23 protein-coding genes are annotated in these 19,857 nt (G+C 67.7%); 7 read left to right on the plus strand and 16 right to left on the minus strand.

Annotated features, from left to right (window positions below; all coding sequences use genetic code 11):
- The first annotated feature begins 194 nt into the window (after positions 1–194).
- Positions 195–401: a DUF1127 domain-containing protein gene (locus IEW01_RS16115; RefSeq protein WP_188529699.1), complete on the plus strand. Its 207-nt coding sequence runs from the start codon at positions 195–197 to the stop codon at positions 399–401.
- Positions 402–492: 91 nt separating this feature from the next.
- Here the strand turns inward: IEW01_RS16115 and IEW01_RS16120 are convergent, their stop codons facing one another.
- The 15 genes from IEW01_RS16120 to IEW01_RS16190 form a co-directional block, all read right to left on the minus strand.
- Positions 493–1,902 carry a DegQ family serine endoprotease gene (locus tag IEW01_RS16120; protein WP_229738344.1) on the minus strand — a complete coding sequence of 470 codons (1,410 nt, stop codon included), beginning with the start codon at positions 1,900–1,902 and terminating at the stop codon, positions 493–495.
- Between the two features lie 289 nt (positions 1,903–2,191).
- A complete protein-coding gene (locus tag IEW01_RS16125; RefSeq protein ID WP_188529704.1) occupies positions 2,192–2,386 on the minus strand; it encodes a DUF2065 domain-containing protein in 195 nt (64 codons plus the stop codon).
- Positions 2,386–3,258 carry a protease modulator HflC gene (hflC, locus tag IEW01_RS16130; RefSeq protein WP_188529706.1) on the minus strand — a complete coding sequence of 291 codons (873 nt, stop codon included), beginning with the start codon at positions 3,256–3,258 and terminating at the stop codon, positions 2,386–2,388. The genes IEW01_RS16125 and hflC overlap by 1 nt, the downstream gene beginning before the upstream one ends.
- The gene (gene hflK, locus IEW01_RS16135) at positions 3,258–4,412 is read right to left on the minus strand and encodes an FtsH protease activity modulator HflK (protein ID WP_188529708.1); all 1,155 of its coding nucleotides are present in this window, start codon (positions 4,410–4,412) and stop codon (positions 3,258–3,260) included. The genes hflC and hflK overlap by 1 nt, the downstream gene beginning before the upstream one ends.
- Before the next feature lie 84 nt (positions 4,413–4,496).
- Positions 4,497–5,855 (minus strand): glutathione-disulfide reductase, encoded by a 1,359-nt coding sequence (gene gor, locus IEW01_RS16140; protein WP_188529711.1) that lies wholly within the window; start codon positions 5,853–5,855, stop codon positions 4,497–4,499.
- Between the two features lie 97 nt (positions 5,856–5,952).
- Entirely contained in the window at positions 5,953–6,423 is a 471-nt protein-coding gene (locus IEW01_RS16145; RefSeq protein WP_188529713.1) for a hypothetical protein, read from the minus strand.
- Between the two features lie 6 nt (positions 6,424–6,429).
- Positions 6,430–7,212, minus strand: coding sequence for a ribose-5-phosphate isomerase RpiA (gene rpiA / locus IEW01_RS16150; RefSeq protein WP_188529715.1), 783 nt, complete (start codon positions 7,210–7,212; stop codon positions 6,430–6,432).
- Between the two features lie 93 nt (positions 7,213–7,305).
- Positions 7,306–8,265, minus strand: coding sequence for an extensin-like domain-containing protein (locus IEW01_RS16155; protein ID WP_188529717.1), 960 nt, complete (start codon positions 8,263–8,265; stop codon positions 7,306–7,308).
- Positions 8,262–9,191, minus strand: coding sequence for a prephenate/arogenate dehydrogenase family protein (locus IEW01_RS16160; protein ID WP_188529719.1), 930 nt, complete (start codon positions 9,189–9,191; stop codon positions 8,262–8,264). Before IEW01_RS16160 ends, IEW01_RS16155 begins: the two co-directional genes overlap by 4 nt.
- Positions 9,184–10,293: a histidinol-phosphate transaminase gene (hisC, locus tag IEW01_RS16165; RefSeq protein ID WP_188529721.1), complete on the minus strand. Its 1,110-nt coding sequence runs from the start codon at positions 10,291–10,293 to the stop codon at positions 9,184–9,186. The genes IEW01_RS16160 and hisC overlap by 8 nt, the downstream gene beginning before the upstream one ends.
- A gap of 124 nt (positions 10,294–10,417) precedes the next feature.
- Positions 10,418–10,813 carry a rhodanese-like domain-containing protein gene (locus IEW01_RS16170; protein ID WP_188529723.1) on the minus strand — a complete coding sequence of 132 codons (396 nt, stop codon included), beginning with the start codon at positions 10,811–10,813 and terminating at the stop codon, positions 10,418–10,420.
- Positions 10,814–10,992: 179 nt separating this feature from the next.
- Entirely contained in the window at positions 10,993–11,613 is a 621-nt protein-coding gene (gene rpsD, locus IEW01_RS16175; RefSeq protein ID WP_188529730.1) for a 30S ribosomal protein S4, read from the minus strand.
- Between the two features lie 256 nt (positions 11,614–11,869).
- A complete protein-coding gene (locus tag IEW01_RS16180) occupies positions 11,870–12,937 on the minus strand; it encodes a Hint domain-containing protein (RefSeq protein ID WP_188529732.1) in 1,068 nt (355 codons plus the stop codon).
- A gap of 108 nt (positions 12,938–13,045) precedes the next feature.
- On the minus strand, positions 13,046–13,990 hold the full coding sequence (locus IEW01_RS16185) for a lipid A-modifier LpxR family protein (RefSeq protein ID WP_188529734.1): 945 nt from the start codon (positions 13,988–13,990) through the stop codon (positions 13,046–13,048).
- A 32-nt stretch (positions 13,991–14,022) separates the two neighbouring features.
- Positions 14,023–14,934 (minus strand): lipid A-modifier LpxR family protein, encoded by a 912-nt coding sequence (locus IEW01_RS16190; protein WP_188529736.1) that lies wholly within the window; start codon positions 14,932–14,934, stop codon positions 14,023–14,025.
- Positions 14,935–15,188: 254 nt separating this feature from the next.
- Here IEW01_RS16190 and IEW01_RS16195 point away from each other — a divergent pair, with 254 nt between their 5' ends.
- From IEW01_RS16195 to modC, 4 genes are all read left to right on the plus strand, one after another.
- Positions 15,189–15,554 carry a winged helix-turn-helix domain-containing protein gene (locus IEW01_RS16195; RefSeq protein ID WP_188529738.1) on the plus strand — a complete coding sequence of 122 codons (366 nt, stop codon included), beginning with the start codon at positions 15,189–15,191 and terminating at the stop codon, positions 15,552–15,554.
- A gap of 92 nt (positions 15,555–15,646) precedes the next feature.
- Positions 15,647–16,438 carry a molybdate ABC transporter substrate-binding protein gene (modA, locus tag IEW01_RS16200; RefSeq protein WP_188529740.1) on the plus strand — a complete coding sequence of 264 codons (792 nt, stop codon included), beginning with the start codon at positions 15,647–15,649 and terminating at the stop codon, positions 16,436–16,438.
- 3 nt (positions 16,439–16,441) lie between these two features.
- Positions 16,442–17,110 carry a molybdate ABC transporter permease subunit gene (gene modB, locus IEW01_RS16205; RefSeq protein ID WP_188529747.1) on the plus strand — a complete coding sequence of 223 codons (669 nt, stop codon included), beginning with the start codon at positions 16,442–16,444 and terminating at the stop codon, positions 17,108–17,110.
- A complete protein-coding gene (modC, locus tag IEW01_RS16210) occupies positions 17,110–18,213 on the plus strand; it encodes a molybdenum ABC transporter ATP-binding protein (protein WP_188529749.1) in 1,104 nt (367 codons plus the stop codon). Before modB ends, modC begins: the two co-directional genes overlap by 1 nt.
- A 7-nt stretch (positions 18,214–18,220) precedes the next feature.
- Here modC and IEW01_RS16215 read toward each other — a convergent pair whose 3' ends face one another.
- On the minus strand, positions 18,221–18,544 hold the full coding sequence (locus IEW01_RS16215; protein ID WP_188529751.1) for an ArsR/SmtB family transcription factor: 324 nt from the start codon (positions 18,542–18,544) through the stop codon (positions 18,221–18,223).
- A gap of 220 nt (positions 18,545–18,764) precedes the next feature.
- Between IEW01_RS16215 and IEW01_RS16220 the strand changes: the two genes are divergently transcribed.
- Positions 18,765–19,112: an AtpZ/AtpI family protein gene (locus IEW01_RS16220; protein WP_229738316.1), complete on the plus strand. Its 348-nt coding sequence runs from the start codon at positions 18,765–18,767 to the stop codon at positions 19,110–19,112.
- The gene (locus tag IEW01_RS16225; protein WP_188529753.1) at positions 19,102–19,848 is read left to right on the plus strand and encodes a F0F1 ATP synthase subunit A; all 747 of its coding nucleotides are present in this window, start codon (positions 19,102–19,104) and stop codon (positions 19,846–19,848) included. Before IEW01_RS16220 ends, IEW01_RS16225 begins: the two co-directional genes overlap by 11 nt.
- The last annotated feature ends 9 nt before the right edge of the window (positions 19,849–19,857 follow it).

Genomic DNA, 19,857 nt, shown 5'->3' on the forward strand with positions numbered 1-19,857 from the left:
CGGTTAGCACGAAAGGCGAACATCCGCCAAGGGAAATCCCGCCACGCCACCGCCGCGCGCCCGCGCGACCCATGCGAAATGCGCATGTGGGCCTTGCGAATCCGGACATTGTGCAAGCGCAGAAAGAGGATCATATGCGCTCGGCAGCCAAGAGGCTGAGCACCCGGATTTCCTCCTATCGAGAAGAGACAGACATGAGCGTGATCGACACCACCACCCCGCGCAGCCACGGCTTCGGCTTTGCCTTCGCCCCGCGCCTGACCCGCGCCATCGCAACCCTGACGGCGCAGGTCGCCGAAGCACGTGAACGCCGCGCCACGCGGCAGACGCTGGAAAAGCTCACCGACCGCGAGCTTGACGACATCGGCCTGACCCGGGGCGACATCCACCGCCGGTTCTGATCTTTCGGGGCAGGACAGCAGGCAAAAGAAAAGGCCGCCCCGAAGGGCGGCCCTTGCAAGGCCCCCGCCAGTCGCGGGGGCTTTTACATTGTCATTCGGCCACGGAGAGCGCGACGAAGCGCGGATCGCCGTCACGACGGACGAGCAGCAGGATGGATTGCCGTCCGCCATCGCGCGCCGCCGCGATCTTGTCTTCGAAATCGGCGATCGTGGTCACGCGGCTCTGCGCCGCTTCCTCGATCACATCGGCCGGGCGCAGGCCCTTGTCCCAGGCTTCGCTGCTGGGGTCGACGTCGCGCACGGCCAGGCCGGTCGCATTGGCGTCGAGGCCGAGCTCGTCGCGCAGCGCGTCGGTGATCTCGGCGAGTTCCAGTCCGAGCACGGTCTTTTCCACCGGCGCCGGCGGCGTCGACGGCGTGCTGCCGTTGTCGGACGCGGCCACGGCTTCCTCGCGCCGCCCGAGCGTCACCCGCAGGGTCTGCGTCGCGCCATCGCGCAGCACCACGACGCGCACGGTCTTGCCCACCGGCGCATCGCCGACGATGCGCACGAGGCCGCGCGTGTCGGGCACATCCTGCCCGTCAAAGCTGATGATGAGGTCACCCGCCTCGATGCCCGCATCCTTCGCCGGGCCATCGGGAACGTCGGTCACCAGCGCGCCCGCGGTGCTGTCGAGCCCCATCGCATCGGCGAGATCCTCGGTCATGTCCTGGATCCGCACGCCGAGCCAGCCGCGCCGGGTTTCGCCGAACTCCTTGAGCTGGGCGACAACCTTGGTCACCACGTTCGAGGCCATCGAGAAGCCGATGCCGATCGAGCCGCCGGTGGGCGACAGGATCGCGGTGTTGACCCCGATCACCTCGCCGGCCATGTTGAACAGCGGCCCGCCCGAGTTGCCCCGGTTGATCGCGGCGTCGGTCTGGATGAAATCGTCGTAGGTGCCGCTGAGCTCGCGCCCGCGCGCCGAGATGATCCCGGCCGACACCGAGAAGCCCTGGCCGAGCGGGTTGCCCACCGCCATCACCCAGTCGCCCACCCGCATCACGTCCGAATCGCCGAAGTTGACGAAGGGCAGAGCCTCGCTCGGTTCGACCTTGAGCAGGGCGATATCGGTGTTGGGATCGGTGCCGATCACTTCCGCAGTCAAGGTGCCGCGGCCGTTGAAAAACTCGATCAGGATCTCGTCGGCCCCCTCGATCACGTGATTGTTGGTGACGATGAAGCCGTCTTCGGAGATCACGAAGCCCGAGCCGAGCGCGCTCGAGCGGCGGCTGCGCGGCTGGTCACCGCGTTCATTGTCCAGGAAATCGCGAAAGAAGTCTTCGAACGGCGAGCCCTCGGGCACCATCGGGTGCGGCTGGGTTTCCTGCGCGATCAGCGTCGAGGTGGTGATGTTCACCACCGCCGGACTGACCCGTTCGGCGAGATCGGCGAAACTCTCCGGCACGCCGCGCGCCTCGGCGCGCAGGGCCGGAACCAGAGCAAGCGCCACGGCCAGCATCAGCGCAAGGAACGCCTGCGACCAGCGGGCGCGGTGGAAATCGGGTATGGATTGAACCTGTGCGGTCACCTGAGCCTCCTTCTTGGCACGCGCGGAGCACATGTTACTCGGCGCTCCGCCTTTGAACATGGAGATAGTGCGGCATCGGCGCAACACAAAGAAACGCAACGCTTTTCACGGACAAGTGAAATGGCGAGGTTTCGCCGGTCGCGCCGCGGGATGCCGCCATGGGGCTGCGAAACGGCCTGTGCGGGCCGCGGTTCGGGTCACGTCGGCGCGGCGCGCCAGCTTACACCCCGAGGCTGCGCCCCAGCCAGACCAGCCCCACGCCGAGCGTGATCGCGATGAGCCCGATCAGGCGGCGCTGCTCCGGCGAGAGCGCGGCCATCATCGCCACGATCCCGTCCAGACGCGAAGGGGCCAGTGCGAACACCAGCCCCTCGATCACCAGCACGAGGCCGAGGCCAAGTGCGATCCAGCCCATCACTCGCGTCCGGTATCAGACTTGAGATAGTCGAAGAACTCGCTGTCGGGCGAAATCACCAGCGTGGTATTCTCGCCCTTCATGCTCTCCTCGTAGGCGCTGAGCGAGCGGTAGAAGGCGAAGAACTCCTGGTCGCGCCCGAAGGCGTCGGCAAAGATCGCGTTACGCTGCGCGTCGGCCTCGCCTCGGGTGATGTCGGCCAGACGCTGAGCCTCCGAAGTGGTCTCGATCACCGTCCGGTCGGCCTGCGCGCGCACCCGCTGCGCCGCCTCACGACCGCGGGCGATCTCGTCCGCCGCCTCGCGTTCACGCTCGGCACGCATCCGCTCGAAGGTCGCCGTGAGGTTCTGCTCGGGCAGATCGGCGCGCTTGATCCGCACGTCGATCACCTCGATGCCGAGGCCTTCCGACTCAAGGCGCGCGCCGTCGCCAATCCGGGTCATCAGGCCCGCTCGGTCAACAGACAGCACTGTGCCGGAATCGACCTGGCCGAGCACCTGGCGCACCTGCGCGTTCAGGATCCGCTCCAGACGCTGGCGCGCGCCCTCGATCCCCGACGCCCCCACCGCGCGGCGGAACTGCGTGGAGTCGACGATGCGCCAGCGCGCGAAGGCGTCGACCACGAGACGACGATCGTCGGCCGGGGTGACTTCCAGCGCCGCGGTTTCGATCGGGAGGATCCGGTCGTCGTATTTTGCGATCTCGTGGAGCAACGGCACCTTGAAGTAGAGCCCGGGTTCACGGATTTCGGCCGTTACCTCGCCAAACCAGAGCCGGAGCGCGCTTTCGCGTTCGTCGACGATGTAGAAGGAATTGAGCCCGAGCACGGCGAGCACAACGGCGAGCCCAAGCAGGATTTGTGAGCGGCGCATCAGTTGGACCCTCCTGAAGTGGTGGTGGACGACGGCGCGCTGCGGCGCAGTTCGTTCAGCGGCAGATAGGGCACCACGCCCTGGCCACCCTGCGCGCCCTCGTCGATGATGATCTTTTCGACCCCACCGAGAACACGTTCGAGGGTTTCGAGGTAGAGACGCTTGCGGGTGACATCTTCGGCCTTGGCGTATTCCTCATAGACCGAGATGAAGCGCGCGGCCTCACCCTCGGCCTCGTTCACCACCTGGGCGCGGTAGCCTTCGGCCTGTTCGAGCAACTGCGCGGCTTCACCGCGCGCCCCGGCAACCACCTGGTTGGCGTAGGCATCGGCCTGCTTTTCCAGCGTGTCGCGGGTCTGCTTGGCGGCCTGCACGTCGCGGAAGGCGTTGATCACCTCCGGCGGCGGGTCGGCCTTGTCGAAGTTCACACGCACGATGTTCACGCCGCTTTCATAGCTGGTCAGGGTGCTCTGGATCAGCGCCTCGACTTCCTGGGCGATCGATTCACGGTCACGGTTGAGGATCGGCGCGAGGTTGGAGCGCGCCACGATCTCGCGCATCGCCGATTCCGAAACGGCGGTGATCGTGTTCACCGGTTCGGCGAGGTTGAAGATGAAGTCCTCGATGTTGCCGATGTTCCAGACCACCTGGAAATCGATATCCACGATGTTCTCGTCCCCGGTCAGCATCAGGCCGTTATCGAGTTGCGAGCCGACGTTGATGATGTTTTCGCGGGTGACCGGGTAGATTTCCTTGGTCACGATCGGCCAGGGCGCGAAGTTCAGACCCTCGGTGCCGACCTTGTAGCGCTCACCGAACAGAAGCTCGATCGATTGCTCCGAGGTATCGACCCGGTAGAACGAGGCGAAAGCCCAGGCCGCGACCAGCGCGAGCGCGATCAGGCCAAGGCTGCCGCGTCCGAACTTCGGCCCGCCGCCGCCGCCTTCACCACCGCCGCGCCGGGCATCGCCGCCGCCGCCCATGAGCACCCGCAGGCGCTCCTGGCCCTTTCTCATCAACTCGTCGATCTCGGGGACCTGCGGCGGCTCGTTGCCATCGCCCGGGCGCCGGCCGCCCCCCCCGCTGCCATTCGTGCCGCCCGGGCCGCCGCGGTGTCCGCCGCCGCCCCAGGGGCCGCCATTGTCGCTGGCCATGTGGTTTGTTTCCTCTCTTCTGGTCTCAAGGGGTTCGGGGCAGAAATGTGGCCCCCGCCCCCGGTTTTCAACCCGCAAGCCGGTTCAGTGGCTGCGGGTGGGTTGTTTCATCAGCACGATTTCCTCGGCCATCGTCGGGTGCACCGCCACGGTGCGGTCAAAGTCTTCCTTGGTCGCGCCCATCTTGATCGCTACCGCCGCGAGCTGGATCATCTCGCCCGCACCGTCGGCGACGATATGGCAGCCCAGAACTTTCCGGGTTGCCTTTGAAACAACGAGCTTGAACAGGACACGCTCGCTGCGGCCGATGAAACTCGTCTGCATCGGCCGGAAGGCGGCGCAGTAAACGTCAATCGGCTCCTGTTCGCGTGCCTGCTCCTCGGTCAGCCCGACGCAGCCATATTCGGGCGTGGTGAACACCGCCGAGGGCACGAGATCGTGATCGGGTTTGGTCGGGTTGCCTTTGAACACCGTCTCGACGAAGGCCATGCCTTCGCGGATCGCCACCGGGGTGAGCTGGATGCGGTTGGTCACGTCGCCCACCGCGTAGACCGACGGCACGCTGGTCTGGCCGTAATCGTCCACCTCCACCTCGCCCCAGCGCCCGAGGCGCACGCCGGCTTCGGCCAGCCCGAGCCCGTCGGTGTTGGGGTGGCGGCCGGTGGCGTAGAGCACCTGGTCGAACACATCCTCGCGCCCATCGGTGCCCTTGACCCAGATCCGCCCGTCGCGCCGTTCCATCCGCTCGACTTCGAGCCCGACGTGCAGATCGACGCCGTGGCCGCGGATGATCTCGGCAAGATGCCCGCGCACCTCGTCGTCGAAGCCGCGCAGGATCTGCGCGCCGCGATACCATTGCGCCACATGCGCGCCGAGGCCCTTGAAGATGGTGGCGAATTCGCAGGCGATGTAGCCGCCGCCGACGATCAGGATGCGCTCGGGAAAAGTATCGAGCGAGAATATCTCGTTCGAGGTGATCGCAAGATCCGCCCCCGAGGTTTCCGGCACGTAGGGCGCGCCGCCGGTCGCGATCAGGATATGTTTCGCGGTGAAGCTCTCGCCGGTGGAAAGCGCCACGGTATGCGGGTCGGCCAGCGTGGCGCGGACATCGTGAATCGTCACGCCGGCGCGTTCGAGGTTGGCGCGGTAGATGCCCTCGAGCCGGGCGAGTTCCTCGTGCAGCTTGGGCCGGAACCGGTTCCAGTTGAAGCGGCCGCCCTCGTAATCCCAGCCGTAGTCACGCGCCGCTTCGGCCGCCGGGCCGTAGTGGCTGGCGAAAACCATCAGCTTCTTGGGCACGCAGCCGCGGATCACGCAGGTGCCGCCCATGCGGTGCTCTTCGGCGAGCGCCACCTTTGCCCCGGTCTCCGAGGCCACGCGCGCGGCGCGCACGCCGCCCGAGCCGCCGCCGATCACGAAAAGGTCGTAGTCGAATGTCGTCATGCCTGCGCCTTCGTCCTGTCCGCCGCCTGACTAGCGCAACCGGCCCCGGTTGGAAAGCGCGGTGCGGATCGGGGCAAGCGGTTGTGAACCCGCGCGGCTAGGGTTTGCGCGCCCTGAGGCTGGGCACCCGGTATTCGATCTGCGGCAGCCGCGCCTCCAGCGCCGCGATCAGCCGCTCGGCGGCTTCCGGCCCCATGTCGCGGGTGGCCACGGGCAGGATGCGCACCCGGGCGTTGCCGCCGGCGCGCAGCACGAGCCCGCCAAGGCCGCGGGCCGGGTCGATCGTATGGGCCTCGATGTCGCTCCATTGGCCGTGCATCTCGCGCCCCGTGGGCAGGCAGACCGACACGCCGGTGGCATCCAGCTTGGCCACGTAGCGCATCCGCGCCAGCGAGATCAGCTTGCCAACCGCCATCCCGAGCAGCAGGCCGGCCAGAACCCAGAAGGCCCAGCCCTGGCCCGTCGCCGCGAGCCAGCCCGCGCCGGCGCCGAGCAGGGCGAAGACCAGCGCCTGGATCGCCTTCAGCCGCTTGCGCGCGGGCAGAACCGGAAACAGTTCCCCGTCCATCGCGCCTCAGAGATCCTTGAAGATGTTGTCGTCGTCGGCGAACTCGATGAGGCTTTCCTGGTGCGTGCCCTCGTTGATGTCGATCACCTCGACGCGCCCGTCCTGGTGGCCGATCACCACCCGGTCGCAAATGTCGATGAACAAGCCGTTCTCGACCACGCCGGGGATCTGGTTGAGCACCAGGCTCAACTTGCGTGCATCCTCGATCCGTTGCAGGTGCAGATCGACGATATGGTTGCCTTCGTCGGTCACGAAGGGCGCCTCGCCGTTCATCCGAAGCGTGCCGCTGCGCCCGAGCACATCCATCGAATCCAGGCTTTCCTCGATCAGCGCCTTGGTGGTCTGCCAGCCGAACGGCACCACCTCCACCGGCAGCGGGAAGGCACCCAGATGCTCGACGTGCTTGGAGGGATCGGTGATCACCACCATCGTGTCGGAGGCCGTCGCGACGATCTTCTCCTGCAGCAGCGCACCGCCGCCGCCCTTGATAAGGTTGAGATCGTCGTCGAACTCGTCGGCGCCGTCGATTGTCAGATCGAGCCAGCGCGCCTCGTCGAGGCTCACCACCTTGATGCCCACCTGCGCCGCCAGCTCCGCCGTGCGCGTCGAGGTCGGCACGCCAACGATGCTCAGCCCTTCCTCGCGCACCCGCTCACCCAGCGCGCGCACCATCCACGCCGCCGTCGAGCCGGTGCCGAGGCCCACGCGCATCTTGTCTTCGACGAAATCGACCGCCTTCTTCGCGGCGACGAATTTCGCGGTATCGATCGGTGAAAGGTTGGATGACATCCCCGGCTCCTTCATGCCCCATTGCGCCGCTTATAGAAAAGTTGCGCGGCAGAGGCGAGTGGCAATTGCGCGCGGCGGCTGGCCGGCGGGGCCTCAGCGGCAATAGGAACCGCCGCGGTAGCGCGCGGTATCGACGTGCAGGTGATCCTGGTGGAAGCGGTCGGAATTCGGCCCGAGGACAGTGCCGAAGGGGCCGCAGGCGGAGCTGTGCATCGCCTTGATGATCCTGCCGAACCGCGCGCTGCGCCAATGCTCGAGCACGGTCAGGGTGCTGCCGTCCTTCAGCGTCACGCCCGAGATGTCGACGGCCCGGCCGAAGGCATGTTCCGAGAGCTTCGCGCGCGTCTGGTTGTTGCGGCCACGGCAGGCGTAATGCGCCACCACGTTGATCCGCGCGACACCGCCGCCGGTGTTGCCCACGGCCGGGATCACACCCTTGCGCACCCAGTCGTTCAGCGCCTTGGCGGTGGTGCAGTCGATCGTCGGCGGCTGGCGCAGCGCCACCCCGGAAACGGAGGTAACCCGCACCGGCGCCTCGATCCCACAGGCCCCCGCGCCGTTGACTGGCGCGATCGCCTCGCCCTTGATCTCGGCCACGCCGCAGACCGAGCCCTTGCGCGACGCCGCGCGCGGCGTGGTCACGGCAGCCGAGGCGAGGCGGACGAAGTCGTTCGGCCGCGGCGCGGGGCGGGCGGAACGCGCCACCGCGAGAGCGGTGGCATCGGACAGCGCCACGTCGGGCACGTCAGGCGCGGCGGCCGCCGCGGCGGGGCGTGTGCCGGTGAGGCTCTGGAGCAGCGCGCCGACCGGGTCGCGCGGCTGCACCGTGGCGGCGACGACGGCGGCCTCGACGGCCTCCGCCAGCGGCGGCGCCGGGCGCGGCTGCGGCCGCAGCGAGCGCCGGGGCGCGGTGGGGCTTGCGGTCACCAACTCCTGGACTCCGAACACCGCCGGGCGCGGCATCGGGCGCGGCGCGCTCTCGGGGGCCTCGGCCCGGGCCGCGAAGGCGCCGAGCAGCATGGCTATTCCGAGACCCCACGCCCAGTGCCTCATCGTGGCCCTCCGCTGCGGCCGAAATCGGGCGCGTCGGTATCCTGCCCGGCCTCGATGATGCTGCGCCGGATTGCGCGGGTGCGGGTGAAATACTCGTGCAGCATGTCGCCGTCGCCCATCCGGATCGCGCGCTGCAGCACGAATAGCTCCTCGGTGAAACGCCCGAGAATATCCAGCGTGGCCTCCTTGTTGGTGAGGAACACGTCGCGCCACATCGTCGGGTCGGAGGCCGCGATCCGGGTAAAATCGCGAAAACCGGCGGCGGAATACTTGATCACTTCCGAGTCGGTCACCCGGCGCAGGTGATCGGCCACGCCCACCATCGTGTAGGCGATGAGGTGCGGCGCGTGGCTGGTCACCGCGAGCACCAGGTCATGGTGATCGGGGTCCATCTCGTCGGTATGGCTGCCCATGGCCTGCCAGAGCGCCTCGACCCGGTCGACGGCCGCGCGGTCGGCGCCTTCGGGGGGCACGATCAGGCACCAGCGGTTGTCGAACAGCGAGGCGAAGCCGGAGCGCGGGCCGGAATGCTCGGTGCCCGCGAGCGGGTGCGCCGGCACGAAATGCACGCCCTCGGGGATATGCGGCGCCACCGCGTCGATCACCGCGCGCTTGACCGAGCCGACATCGGTGACGGTTGCGCCCGGCGCGAGGTGCGGCGCGATCTCCTCGGCAACCGCCTCCATCGCCCCCACCGGCACCGCGAGCACCACGAGATCGGCGCCCTCGACCGCTTCGGCGGCAGTGTCCGTCACCCGATCGACCAGCCCGATCTCGCGCGCCACGTCGCGGGTTTCGGCCGAGCGGGCGGTGCCGACGATCTCGCCCGCGAGCCCGCCGCGGCGCATCGCGTGCGCCATCGACCCGGCGATCAGGCCCAGCCCGATGAGCGCGACGCGGTTGTAGATCGGGACGCGCTCAGTCATCGGCCTGCGCCCCCGCAGCGCCCGCGCCCTTGAACAAGCCGATCAGGTGCGCGACCCGGCGGCAGGACGCCTCGTCGCCCACGGTGATGCGCAGGCAATCGGGCAGCTTGTAGCCCGCGACCCGGCGCACCAGAACGCCTTCGCTGCGCAGGTAGGAATCGCAGGCTTGCGCCTCTTCACGCGAGCCGAAGCGGGCGAGCACGAAATTGGCGCTCGACGTGTCGGACGGCACGCCATGCTCGGCGAGCGCGGTGGCGAGCCACGCGCGCAGGCGGGCATTATCGGCGCGGCACCGTTCGACATGCGCGCGATCGCGCACCGCCGCCTCGGCCGCCGCCAGCTGCGCGGTCGACAGGTTGAACGGTCCGCGCAGGCGGTTGAGCACGTCGATGATCTCGCGGCTGGCATAGCCCCAGCCGATGCGCAGCCCCCCGAGCCCGTAGATCTTCGAGAATGTCCGCGTCATCACCACGTTCGGGAACCTGTCAACCAGCGAAGCCCCGCCGTCGAACCCCTCGACGAACTCGGCATAGGCCCCATCGAGTACCAGAACCACCTCGCCGGGCAAAGCCGAGGCCAGCCGCACAAGCTCTTTCTTGCCGACCATGGTGCCGGTCGGGTTGGCCGGGTTGGCGATGAACACCAGCCGCGTCGCCTCGGTGACCGCGTCGAGGATCGCGTCGACATTCACCACCCGGTTGTGCTCGGGCACTTCCACCGGGGCCGCGCCGGCGGCCAGCGCCGAGATCCGATACATCGAGAACCCGTGCTCGGTGTGGATCACCTCGTCGCCCGGGCCGGCATAGGCCTGGCAGAGGAAGGTGATGATCTCGTCCGATCCCACGCCGCAGATGATCTGGTCGGGGTCCAGCCCGTGCACCTCGCCGATGGCGGTGCGCAGGGCGGCGTGATCGGTGTTGGGATAGCGGTGCAGATCATGAACCGCGCGCTGGAACGCGTCGGCGGCCTTCGGTGAAGGCCCCCACGGGTTCTCGTTCGACGACAGCTTGATGACGTTGGACATGCCCTCGACCGTCGAGGCGCCGCCCACGTACAACTCGATGTCCATGATGCCGGGTTGCGGCTTCGGAGGCTTGTTCATGTTCTTCCCCGTCCTGTTGCGCCCCTATTAGCCGGGCCGGGGGGAAAGGGCTAGAGCCAACGCGCTCAACGAAAAACCCCGCGCGGGGGCGGGGTTTTCCAGGTGTTGCAGAAAGGCCAGAGGTTCAGGCGGCCGCGACCGGCTTCTGGGCCATGCGCTCGGGGGCGCCGGTGGCCATGTTGGTGCCGAGGTAGGGCGCGCCCGAGGCCTTCCAGTTGGCGAAGCCGCCCTCGAGGTGGGCGATCTTCTCGAACTTGCTGGAGAGGCACTGTTCGGACACCTTGCGCGAGCGCACGCCCGAGCCGCAATAAAGCACCACGTGCTTGCCAAGCTCCGCCGGCAGCGCCTTGGCGCTGAAATGGCTGAGCGGCGCGAGCAGCGCATCCTCGATGCTTTCGAACATGTATTCCGCCGGGGTGCGCACGTCGATCAGCACGATCTCGCCCTTCTCCAGACCCTCGCGCACTTCCTGCGGGGTCCAGGTTTCCAGCACCCTGCCGTTGATATTTTCGGTCTGCATGTCATCTCTCCTGTTCACGCGGGCTGTCGCCCCTTGCGGTTTCTTCGCTCTATCTAGGTGATGCGGGACGGGTCGAAAAGACTAATTCCATAAATTGAATGTGATATTTCCCCGAGGCGCGGCCCAAATGAAAAGGGCCGCCCCATCGGGCGGCCCTTCGAAACGCAGGCGCGGAACGCTTAGTTCTGCGCGTAGTATTCGATCACGAGGTTGGGTTCCATCTGCACCGCGTAGGGCACATCCGAAAGACCGGGAGTGCGCACGAAGGTGGCGGTCATCTTCGCGTGGTCCGCCTCGATGTAATCGGGCACGTCACGCTCGGGCAGGCCGGCGGCTTCGAGTACCAGCGCCATCTGCTTCGACTTCTCGCGGACTTCCACGACGTCGCCTTCCTTCACCCGGTAGGACGGGATGTTGACGCGCTGACCGTTCACCAGCACGTGGCCGTGGTTGACGAACTGGCGCGCGGCGAAGACGGTGGGCACGAACTTGGCGCGGTAGACGACCGCGTCGAGGCGGCGCTCGAGCAGGCCGATGAGGATTTCACCGGTGTCGCCACGGCGGCGTTCGGCCTCGGCGAAGATCCGGCGGAACTGCTTCTCGGTAAGATCGCCGTAGTAGCCCTTGAGCTTCTGCTTGGCGCGGAGCTGCAGACCGAAGTCCGACATTTTCGCCTTGCGGCGCTGACCGTGCTGGCCGGGGCCGTATTCGCGGCGGTTCACCGGCGACTTCGGACGTCCCCAGATGTTTTCGCCCATGCGGCGGTCGAGTTTGTACTTGGCAGAGGTGCGTTTGGTCACCGTCTGATCTCCTTCTATGGTTTGGCTCCCCAACGCGATCCGAAAACCGGCTCCCGTTCTTCGGGTTGCGGACGCTGGCGCGACGCGACCCCCGATCGGGTTCTGGCTTCAAACCGGTCCTGGAACCGCTATGAAGGGCGTTGTCCTCTTGGGCGCGAACCCATGACAGGCTTCCCCTTGCGGGGGCCACCAACACCAATGAAGCCGCGCTTATAGCCGGGCTGGTCGCGGAGTCAACGGCTTTCGGGCGCGCGCCTCAGTGCTGCGTCGCCGCCATGATCGCGGCCTCGGCGCGGCTCAGCGCGCGGCGGGCGTAATCGCCGTAGGCCATCGGGTCCTGGTCGAGCGCGGGCATCATGCCGATCAGCCGCGCGCGGCTATGGGCCTCGACACTGTCGAGCGCAGCGCCGGCGGGGTGGAAGCTCTCGGTTTCGAGGCCATTGGCAAACACCACCTCGTGGCGCGGCAGCAGCAGGTGAACGTAGGTGACGCAGGCGAAGGTGAGATCACGCAGCACGAGGCGGTCGTCGATCAGGTCGGACGCACGCACCAGCACCTCGTCGGCGTTGAACAGCGCCCGCGCTTTCGCGCCCTTCACCAGCATCCGGTGAGACGGCGACACGACGAGATCGTCCTGCGGCCGGTCGACACCGAGCGCGCCGGCGCGCAGCCGGATCGGCCGGAGTTCCGGCATCGCGTAGAGCCGCGCGCCGGAAATGCGCCTTTCGCCCTTCCAGAGCACCTCCTGGAGCCCGTTGTCCTTGGTCTGCACCCGGTCGCCCTCGCGGATCGTCTCGACCGGCACCGCGCCACGCCCGGTGCGGATGAGGGTGCCGGGGGTGAAACAGATCACCCCGGTGGGCTGGTCGGTCACCCGGTTGGTCTCGCGTGCCTCGAGGCTCGCGCGCACCACCCAGAGATCGGTGTCGGCGGGGGGCATCTGGCCGTTGACCATCAACAGCGGAGCGAGGCCGGGGCCGAGGTCGATCAGCGAAATGTTGTAGAGGGCGAGGCCATCAGTCACGTCGAACCCGTGCTGGAACAGCGGCCCATCATCGTCCGGCGGAGCCGCCGCGCCCTCGCGAACGCTGGCCCCCAATCCCACGACTTTCCTGACCCGACGCGCGGCGCGCGCCCGGAAAACCGCCTCTCCTTCCGCCACTCCGAGACTCAGAAGATCGCCCGGCCCGTCGATCCGAACCGCCCGGCCACGCCAGCGCCAGCTTGCGCCAACGCCGATCGCACCTCGCGGGGCCTGCTCGAGCCCATCCACCTCGGTTTGTGTCCAGGAGATGACGAACGTGCCACGAGAGCCCGTTATCATGCCTGTATGCCTGCTCTTTAGTTTTTTATTGCCGACAGCGTAGCACGGACGAATCGGCTTGTTAAGAGCCCGCTGGCATCCGGGGTCGGCTGTCGCGGCCCGGCGCGGTCAGAACCGCAGGCGCAGCTGGAACACCCCTGTCACCTGCCCGCTGGGCTGGGCGTCGAATTCGGGGCCGAGCCAGGCAACCCCCTGGAACAGCGAAAGCCGCCGCCCCTCGACCATCACGCCGGCCCGCGCCCGGTGCCGAAGGGGGGTGAGCTGGTAGCCGTCGGACGCCGGCAGCAGCGCCGAGGAGAATACCCGCGCGGTGTCGGCCCCGAAGACCAGCGACACGCCGGGGCGCGCGCCCGCGTCGAGCCCGCGGTAATTGAAGCCGGTTGTGCCGTCACGCAGCAGCACGCCACCGTCGAAGGCCGGGCCGATGAACAGGTCGCCGCCGACCCGCGCAAAGCTCTCCACCCCCGCCTGTCCCTCGACGAAGGGGCGCAGCGTGGCGTGATCGCTCAGCCGGATCCGGCGCGCCGCCGTGCCCTGAAGCGTCGGGTAGATCCCGTTGCCGATCTGCGCCGCCTCGACCGCGGCAGGCACTTTCGGATCGTCCGCCGGGGTCAGGTCGTGGATGAAGTTCTGGAACCGGATCAGACCGGTTCGTGGCCCGGTGAAGGCAAGGCCCGCCCCGGCCGAAAGTTCGAACCCGTTCTGCTCGACATGGCTGTTGAGCGTGCTGGTGATCACCCCGGCGGCGCGTCGATCCCACGCCGCGGGAGCGGTGTAATTGTCGGGCGATATCACCTGGATGCGGGCGCGCAACTCGATCAGGCGGCCCCATTGCGCCGGTGCCTCGGTGATCCCCTCGGGGCCGAACATGAACGAATGGCTCGACCCGCCGCTCTGCCAGCGGTCATCGCCATCGCCGATCCAGTCGTTGTTGCTCAGCCGCGCCCAGCCAAGGAAGCCGAAGCTTCCCGTCTCCTCGGCGGAGGCCGGGACGGCCACGGCGAGCGCGGCGGCGAATCCGAGGGCAAAGCGGAAAAAGCGGCGCATTATCATGATGTCCCGACCAAAGGGCCCCGAGCCCGCGCTCAAAACCTGACCTGCAGTTGCACCGCCCCCACCACCTGACCGGAGGGCTGCGCGATGAATTCGGGCCCAAGCCAGGCCGCGCCGTAGAACAGCCCGACATGCTCGCCCTGCCAATGTGCCCCCGCTCGCAGCCGATGGCGCAACGGCGTGAGGCTGTGCGCCGGTTCGGGCAACCAGGCGGAGGAAAACACCTTCGCCGCGTCATAGCCCACGAGGAACGAAAGCCCCCTGCCCGGCGCGTCTTCGAGCGTCTGATACAGGAAACCCGTGGTCTCGTCACGCGCCGTTATCCCGCGGGTGAAATTCTCGCCGAACATGAGGTCAACCCCCGCCCGGGCATAGGTTTCGTCGCCCGCGCGGACCTGCACGAAAGGGCGCAGCACCGCGCCTCCCAGCGCCACCGGTCGCGCCGCTTCGAGGCCGATGGTCGGGTAGACCGCGTTGCCGAACTGCGCCGCGCGCACCGCAGCCGAGGGGCGCGGCATCCCGACCGCCTCGTGCGTCGCATCATGCAGCACGTCTGTCCGCGTCATCGGCCCGACCGCCACCAACTCGCCGCCCAGCGCGAACTCGATCCCGCCGCGCGTGAAGTGGCTGTAGGCGCCGAGCGCCATGATCCCGGCATAGCGCCGGTCACCCGGCGTGGGGCTCGTCAGGTCGGCCGGGGCGAGAATGCGGTGCCCGAAGCGGTATTCGATCACCTCGCCCAGACCGCCGGGGCGCGCCATGGTTCCCTCGGCGCCCCGCATCCAGCTCATCGAATAGGACCCGGTGCGCCAGCGGTCCTGCCCGTCGCCAATCTGGTCATTTGTGAACAGCCGCCCGACCCCGAGCGTCACGCGCTCCTCGGCGGCGGCCGGAAGGCAGGTCAGAACAAGCGATGAGAGAAGGGCTAGGACGGCCGCGCGCATGAAAAATCCAAGTTCAAGGCCCCCACCTGCCAAAGTTTGTGCCCCAAATGTCCGATTCGCACTAGGATGGTTTGTTCCGCGCCCCTGCTCCCGTGGCATCATTGCCACGGTGCGCGGGGCCGATCGACCCCGCACGCGGTATCGCGATCCGGCAGCGTCCGACCATCCCGCGCACCGGGTCCGGCGCGCATCCGGCGGCGCCTTTTTCGCCCCCCGGCTTGCGCAACGCCCGGTTTCCTCGCAATGCTCGCGGCATGACACGCACGCCAGCCCCCCCGCCCGAGCGGCACCGCCTGAGCATCCGCCTCGTCTTCGACGACAGCGGGATGATGGGGCCGGGCAAGGCCGAGCTGCTGGAGCGCATCGCGCGCTGCGGCTCGATCGCGGCGGCCGGGCGCGAGATGGGCATGAGCTACAAGCGCGCGTGGATGCTGATCGAGACGCTGAACGCGATGTTCCGCGAACCGCTGGTGGAGCGCGTGCGCGGCGGTCCCGGTGGCGGCGGCGCGGAGCTGACACCCGCCGGGCAGGAGGTTCTGGCCCTCTACCGGGCGATCGTGGCCGAGGCAGAGGCGGCGGGGCAAGAGCGGCTGGAGGCGATGCGCGCGCTCTTGAAGTAGTGGCCCGGTGCGGATCGCGCTTGCCATCACGGCAGCGATCCGCGATATGTTTGACGAAACATAACGAGATGACGCGACTAGTGGAGGACCGTATGCCCACCCCGATTGCGCGACGCAGCCTGCTTGCCGCCGTCGCCGGACTTGGCCTCGCCACCATGGCCTGCGCGGCCGAAACGGCCGACGCGCCGGTTGTCGCAGCCGCATCGGACCTGCAGTTCGCGGTGACCGAAATCGCCGAAGCGTTTCGGGCTGAAACAGGTAACGAGGTGCGGCTCTCGTTCGGCTCGACCGGCAATTTCGCCCGCCAGATCCGCGAGGGTGCGCCGTTCGAAGTGTTCATGGCGGCCGACGAGCGCTTCATCGCCGAGCTCGACGCCGACGGCTTCACCCGCGACTCCGGCGACCTCTATGCGCTTGGCCGGATCGTGCTGATCGCGCCGCATGGCTCGACGCTGACGCCCGATCCCGAGCTTGCGAACCTGGAAGCCATGCTGGCGGCCGGGCAGATCAACCGTTTCGCGATCGCCAACCCCGATCATGCCCCGTACGGCATGCGCGCCATGGAGGCGCTGCAATCGCGCGGAATGTGGGACGATCTGCAGGCGAACATCGTGCTGGGCGAAAACGTCAGCCAGGCGGCCCAGTTCGCGCTGTCAGGCAATGCAGAGGGCGGACTCATCGCCTATTCGCTGGCGCTTGCGCCCTCGGTCAGCGCGCGCGGAAGCTACGCGCTCATCCCCGAAGCATGGCATGCGCCGTTGCGTCAGCGCATGGCCCTGCTCACCGGTGCCGGCGACGTTGCCGAAGCCTTCTACGATTACATCCAGTCACCACCCGGGCGCAGCATCATGGCGCGCTACGGTTTCTCGCTGCCCGGGGAATAAGCCGTGGACTGGGACGCGCTCCGGCTCTCGCTCAGCCTCGCCGCCTGGACGGTGGCGATCCTGCTGCCGGTATCGATCCTGGCCGGGCGCGCGCTGGCCTACCGGCGCTTTGCCGGCAGTGGACTCGTCGAGGCGCTGGTCATGCTGCCGCTCGTCCTGCCGCCCACGGTCTTCGGCTTCTACCTGCTTGTCGCCTTCGGGCGCACTTCGCCCATCGGCCAGGTCTGGCAGGATCTCTTCGGGCAACAGCTGGTTTTCACCTTCGAGGGGCTGGTGCTGGCCTCCGTGATCTTCAACCTCCCCTTCGCCATCCAGCCCGCCCAGCGCGGCTTCGAGGCGGTGCCCCGCGACGTGCGCGAGGCCGCGGCCTGCTGCGGGATGTCGCCGCTTGCCGCGCTGTGGCGGGTGGAACTGCCGCTGGCCTGGCCGGGGGTGATGACGGCGATGGTTCTGACCTTCGCGCACACCCTGGGCGAATTCGGCATCGTGCTGATGGTGGGCGGGTCGATCCCCGGCGAGACCAGGACCATCGCCATCGCGATCTATGACCGGGTGCAGGCCTTCGACGGAGAATCGGCGGCGATCATGTCGGCGGTGCTCGTCGCGATCTCGCTGTTCACCATCGCGGTGACCTATTGGCTGTCGGCCCGCGTCGGGCGAAGGCTGTCCTGATGGCGCTGGAGGTTATGGCACGCGCCGGGGCGCCGATCCCGCTCGCAGCCGAGTTCCGGGTCGATCCCGGCGAATTGCTGGCGCTGGTCGGGCATTCCGGCTCGGGCAAGACCACCCTTCTGCGCACCATCGCCGGGCTCTGGCGGCCCGAGGTGGCGCGGGTGCGGGTGGACGGGGAAACCTGGCTCGACACCGAAACCGGGACCGACCTGCCCCCGCATCGTCGCCGCGTCGGCATCGTGTTTCAGAACTTCGCGCTGTTCCCGCACATGACGGCGGCGCAGAACGTGATGGCGGCGATGGGACGCGCGGTGAAGGCACCCCGCAACGAAGCGGAGCGCCTGCTTGATCTGGTCAACCTCACGGGCTTCGCCGACCGCAAGCCCGCCGCGCTCTCGGGCGGCCAGCAACAGCGCGTCGCCCTCGCCCGCGCCCTGGCCCGCCGGCCCAAGGCCCTGCTGCTCGACGAGCCCTTCTCGGCGGTCGACCGGGCCACGCGCGAGAAACTCCACGGCGAAATCATCGCCCTGCGCGCGCATCTCAACATGCCGGTGGTGCTGGTCACCCACGATGTGAACGAGGCGCAGATCCTCGCCGACCGCATGGTGCTGATCGAGACAGGACGCGTGATTTCGCAAGGCTCCACGGCGGAGGTGATGTCCGATCCGGCGGCGCTGCACGCGATGGGGCTGCGCGAACTCGCCGCGATGCTGCCCGCCACCATCGCCGAACATACCGACGACGGCCTCACCCGGCTCGATGCCGCCAGCGGCCCTCTGTTCCTTCCGCGGATCGACGGCGCCCCGGGCGCACAGGTGCGGGTGCGGATCATGGCGCACGAGGTGATCCTGTCGCGCCCCCGGCCCGAGGGGCTTTCCGCGCAGAATATCCTCGCGGGGCGGGTGACCCGAATCGTGCCGGGGGATGGGCCGGGCGTTATCATCCATGTCGCGATCGGGGCGCACGAGATCCTCGCCCGCATCACCCGCCGGGCGCTCGGGCAGATGGCGCTGGCCCCCGGTGACGAGGTGCACGCGATCGTCAAGTCGCTGTCGGTGGCGCGCGACCAGGTTGCGCCGACGCCGCGGCGGCCGGTTGACTGAGGCGGTTTCACTCGCGGATTTCGTGTTCCAGGAAACGCTCGAAGGCATCGAGATCGACCGCCTCGAACTGGCCGAAAGCCTGCATCCAGATGCTCGCGTCGCGCAGGGCTTCGGGTTCAAGCTTGCACCACTTCACCCGGCCGCGCTTTTCCTGGCTGATCAGCCCTGCGCGTGAGAGGATGGCGAGGTGCTTGGAGATCGCCGCGAGCGACATCGCGAAGGGCTCGGCCACGTCGGTCACCGCCATGTCGTCCTCGAGCAGCATGGTCAGGATCGCCCGGCGTGTCGGGTCGGCAAGGGCGGCGAAAACGAGGTCGAGACGCGGGTCCATGCACAGGGCGATAGGTGACGGGCGCGTTTTCGTCAACCAGACGGTTGAATATGCCCCGCCCGCCGGAATGGGCAGCCGCACCTTCGCGAATTTGCGGCCCCGAACGCCAAGTTCAATCTTTTCAATGCCTTGGCGGCGCTCCTGTTGGCGCTAAACGCCGTTGACTCACGGCCCCGCGCCGCTTAGCAACCTCACAGGCACATGAGGGGGCATTCACGCCGTGGCAGACCCGCTGGACGACCTTTCCCAGGACCGCCTCAAGGCGCTTGAGGAGCGGATCGCGAAGGTCAAGGGCACCGAAGGCGAGATCCCCCATATGAAGAAGGATTATGCCCAGGCGAACCTCGCCTGGCGGATGGTCATCGAGCTTGTGGCCGGTCTCGGGATCGGCCTTGGCGTGGGATACGGGCTGGACTACCTCTTCGGGACGATGCCCCTGTTCCTGGTGATCTTCATTTTCCTCGGCCTCGCGGCGGGCGTGAAAACGATGCTCGCCTCGGCCAGGGAGATCGAGTTGCAACAGGCCGCCAAGGCGGCCTTGGACGAGGAAGAAAGACGTGGCGACTGAAAAAGAAGGCGGCCTGGTATTTCACCCGCTTGACCAATTCATCGTGAAGCCCCTGTTCGGTGATGGCGCGGTCCACTGGTATACGATCACCAACGTGACCCTCTGGCTGGCCCTTGCCGTTGTCGCCATCGTGGCGCTCTTCGTCATCGGCACCCGTGGCCGCGCCATCGTGCCCTCGCGCACCCAGTCGATCGGCGAAGTGCTCTACGGCTTCACCTACAAGATGGTCGAGGACGTGGCCGGCAAGGACGCGGTGAAGTTCTTCCCCTACATCTTCACCCTGTTCATGTTCATCCTGTTCTCGAACTTCCTCGGCCTGATCCCGATGTCGTTCGCCACCACCTCGCATATCGCGGTGACGGGCGTTCTGGCGGCGGCGGTGTTCCTGACCGTGACGATCCTCGGCTTCGTCAAGAACGGCACCAAGTTCCTGTCGCTGTTCTGGGTCTCGTCGGCGCCGCTGGCGCTGCGCCCGGTGCTGGCGATCATCGAGTTGATTTCCTACTTCGTTCGCCCCGTCAGCCACAGCATCCGTCTTGGCGGCAACATCATGGCCGGCCACGCGGTGATGAAAGTCTTCGCGGGCTTTGCCGCCATCGCCGCGATCAGCCCGATCGCCGTTGTCTCGATCACGGCCATCTACGGGCTCGAAGTGCTCGTGGCGGCCGTGCAGGCCTACGTTTTCACCATCCTGACCGTCGTCTATCTGAAAGACGCGCTGCATCCGGCGCACTGACGGGCGAGA

The sequence above is a fragment of the Sinisalibacter lacisalsi genome (assembly GCF_014640115.1).
Classification (GTDB): Bacteria; Pseudomonadota; Alphaproteobacteria; order Rhodobacterales; family Rhodobacteraceae; genus Sinisalibacter; species Sinisalibacter lacisalsi.

Bases quoted from the DNA above. Each gene is read 5' to 3' on its own strand.
- IEW01_RS16125 (WP_188529704.1), bottom strand. From the start codon at position 2,386: ATGGGCTGGATCGCACTTGGCCTCGGCCTCGTGCTGGTGATCGAGGGG.
- IEW01_RS16160 (WP_188529719.1), bottom strand. From the start codon at position 9,191: ATGACTGAGCGCGTCCCGATCTACAACCGCGTCGCGCTCATCGGGCTG.
- modA (WP_188529740.1), top strand. From the start codon at position 15,647: ATGCCCACCCCGATTGCGCGACGCAGCCTGCTTGCCGCCGTCGCCGGA.
- IEW01_RS16195 (WP_188529738.1), top strand. From the start codon at position 15,189: ATGACACGCACGCCAGCCCCCCCGCCCGAGCGGCACCGCCTGAGCATC.
- IEW01_RS16170 (WP_188529723.1), bottom strand. From the start codon at position 10,813: ATGCAGACCGAAAATATCAACGGCAGGGTGCTGGAAACCTGGACCCCG.
- hflC (WP_188529706.1), bottom strand. From the start codon at position 3,258: ATGCGCCGCTCACAAATCCTGCTTGGGCTCGCCGTTGTGCTCGCCGTG.
- gor (WP_188529711.1), bottom strand. From the start codon at position 5,855: ATGACGACATTCGACTACGACCTTTTCGTGATCGGCGGCGGCTCGGGC.
- modC (WP_188529749.1), top strand. From the start codon at position 17,110: ATGGCGCTGGAGGTTATGGCACGCGCCGGGGCGCCGATCCCGCTCGCA.
- IEW01_RS16190 (WP_188529736.1), bottom strand. From the start codon at position 14,934: ATGCGCGCGGCCGTCCTAGCCCTTCTCTCATCGCTTGTTCTGACCTGC.
- IEW01_RS16155 (WP_188529717.1), bottom strand. From the start codon at position 8,265: ATGAGGCACTGGGCGTGGGGTCTCGGAATAGCCATGCTGCTCGGCGCC.
- IEW01_RS16145 (WP_188529713.1), bottom strand. From the start codon at position 6,423: ATGGACGGGGAACTGTTTCCGGTTCTGCCCGCGCGCAAGCGGCTGAAG.
- IEW01_RS16185 (WP_188529734.1), bottom strand. From the start codon at position 13,990: ATGATAATGCGCCGCTTTTTCCGCTTTGCCCTCGGATTCGCCGCCGCG.
- IEW01_RS16215 (WP_188529751.1), bottom strand. From the start codon at position 18,544: ATGGACCCGCGTCTCGACCTCGTTTTCGCCGCCCTTGCCGACCCGACA.
- rpiA (WP_188529715.1), bottom strand. From the start codon at position 7,212: ATGTCATCCAACCTTTCACCGATCGATACCGCGAAATTCGTCGCCGCG.
- hflK (WP_188529708.1), bottom strand. From the start codon at position 4,412: ATGGCCAGCGACAATGGCGGCCCCTGGGGCGGCGGCGGACACCGCGGC.
- hisC (WP_188529721.1), bottom strand. From the start codon at position 10,293: ATGAACAAGCCTCCGAAGCCGCAACCCGGCATCATGGACATCGAGTTG.
- IEW01_RS16115 (WP_188529699.1), top strand. From the start codon at position 195: ATGAGCGTGATCGACACCACCACCCCGCGCAGCCACGGCTTCGGCTTT.
- IEW01_RS16180 (WP_188529732.1), bottom strand. From the start codon at position 12,937: ATGATAACGGGCTCTCGTGGCACGTTCGTCATCTCCTGGACACAAACC.
- IEW01_RS16120 (WP_229738344.1), bottom strand. From the start codon at position 1,902: ATGCTGGCCGTGGCGCTTGCTCTGGTTCCGGCCCTGCGCGCCGAGGCG.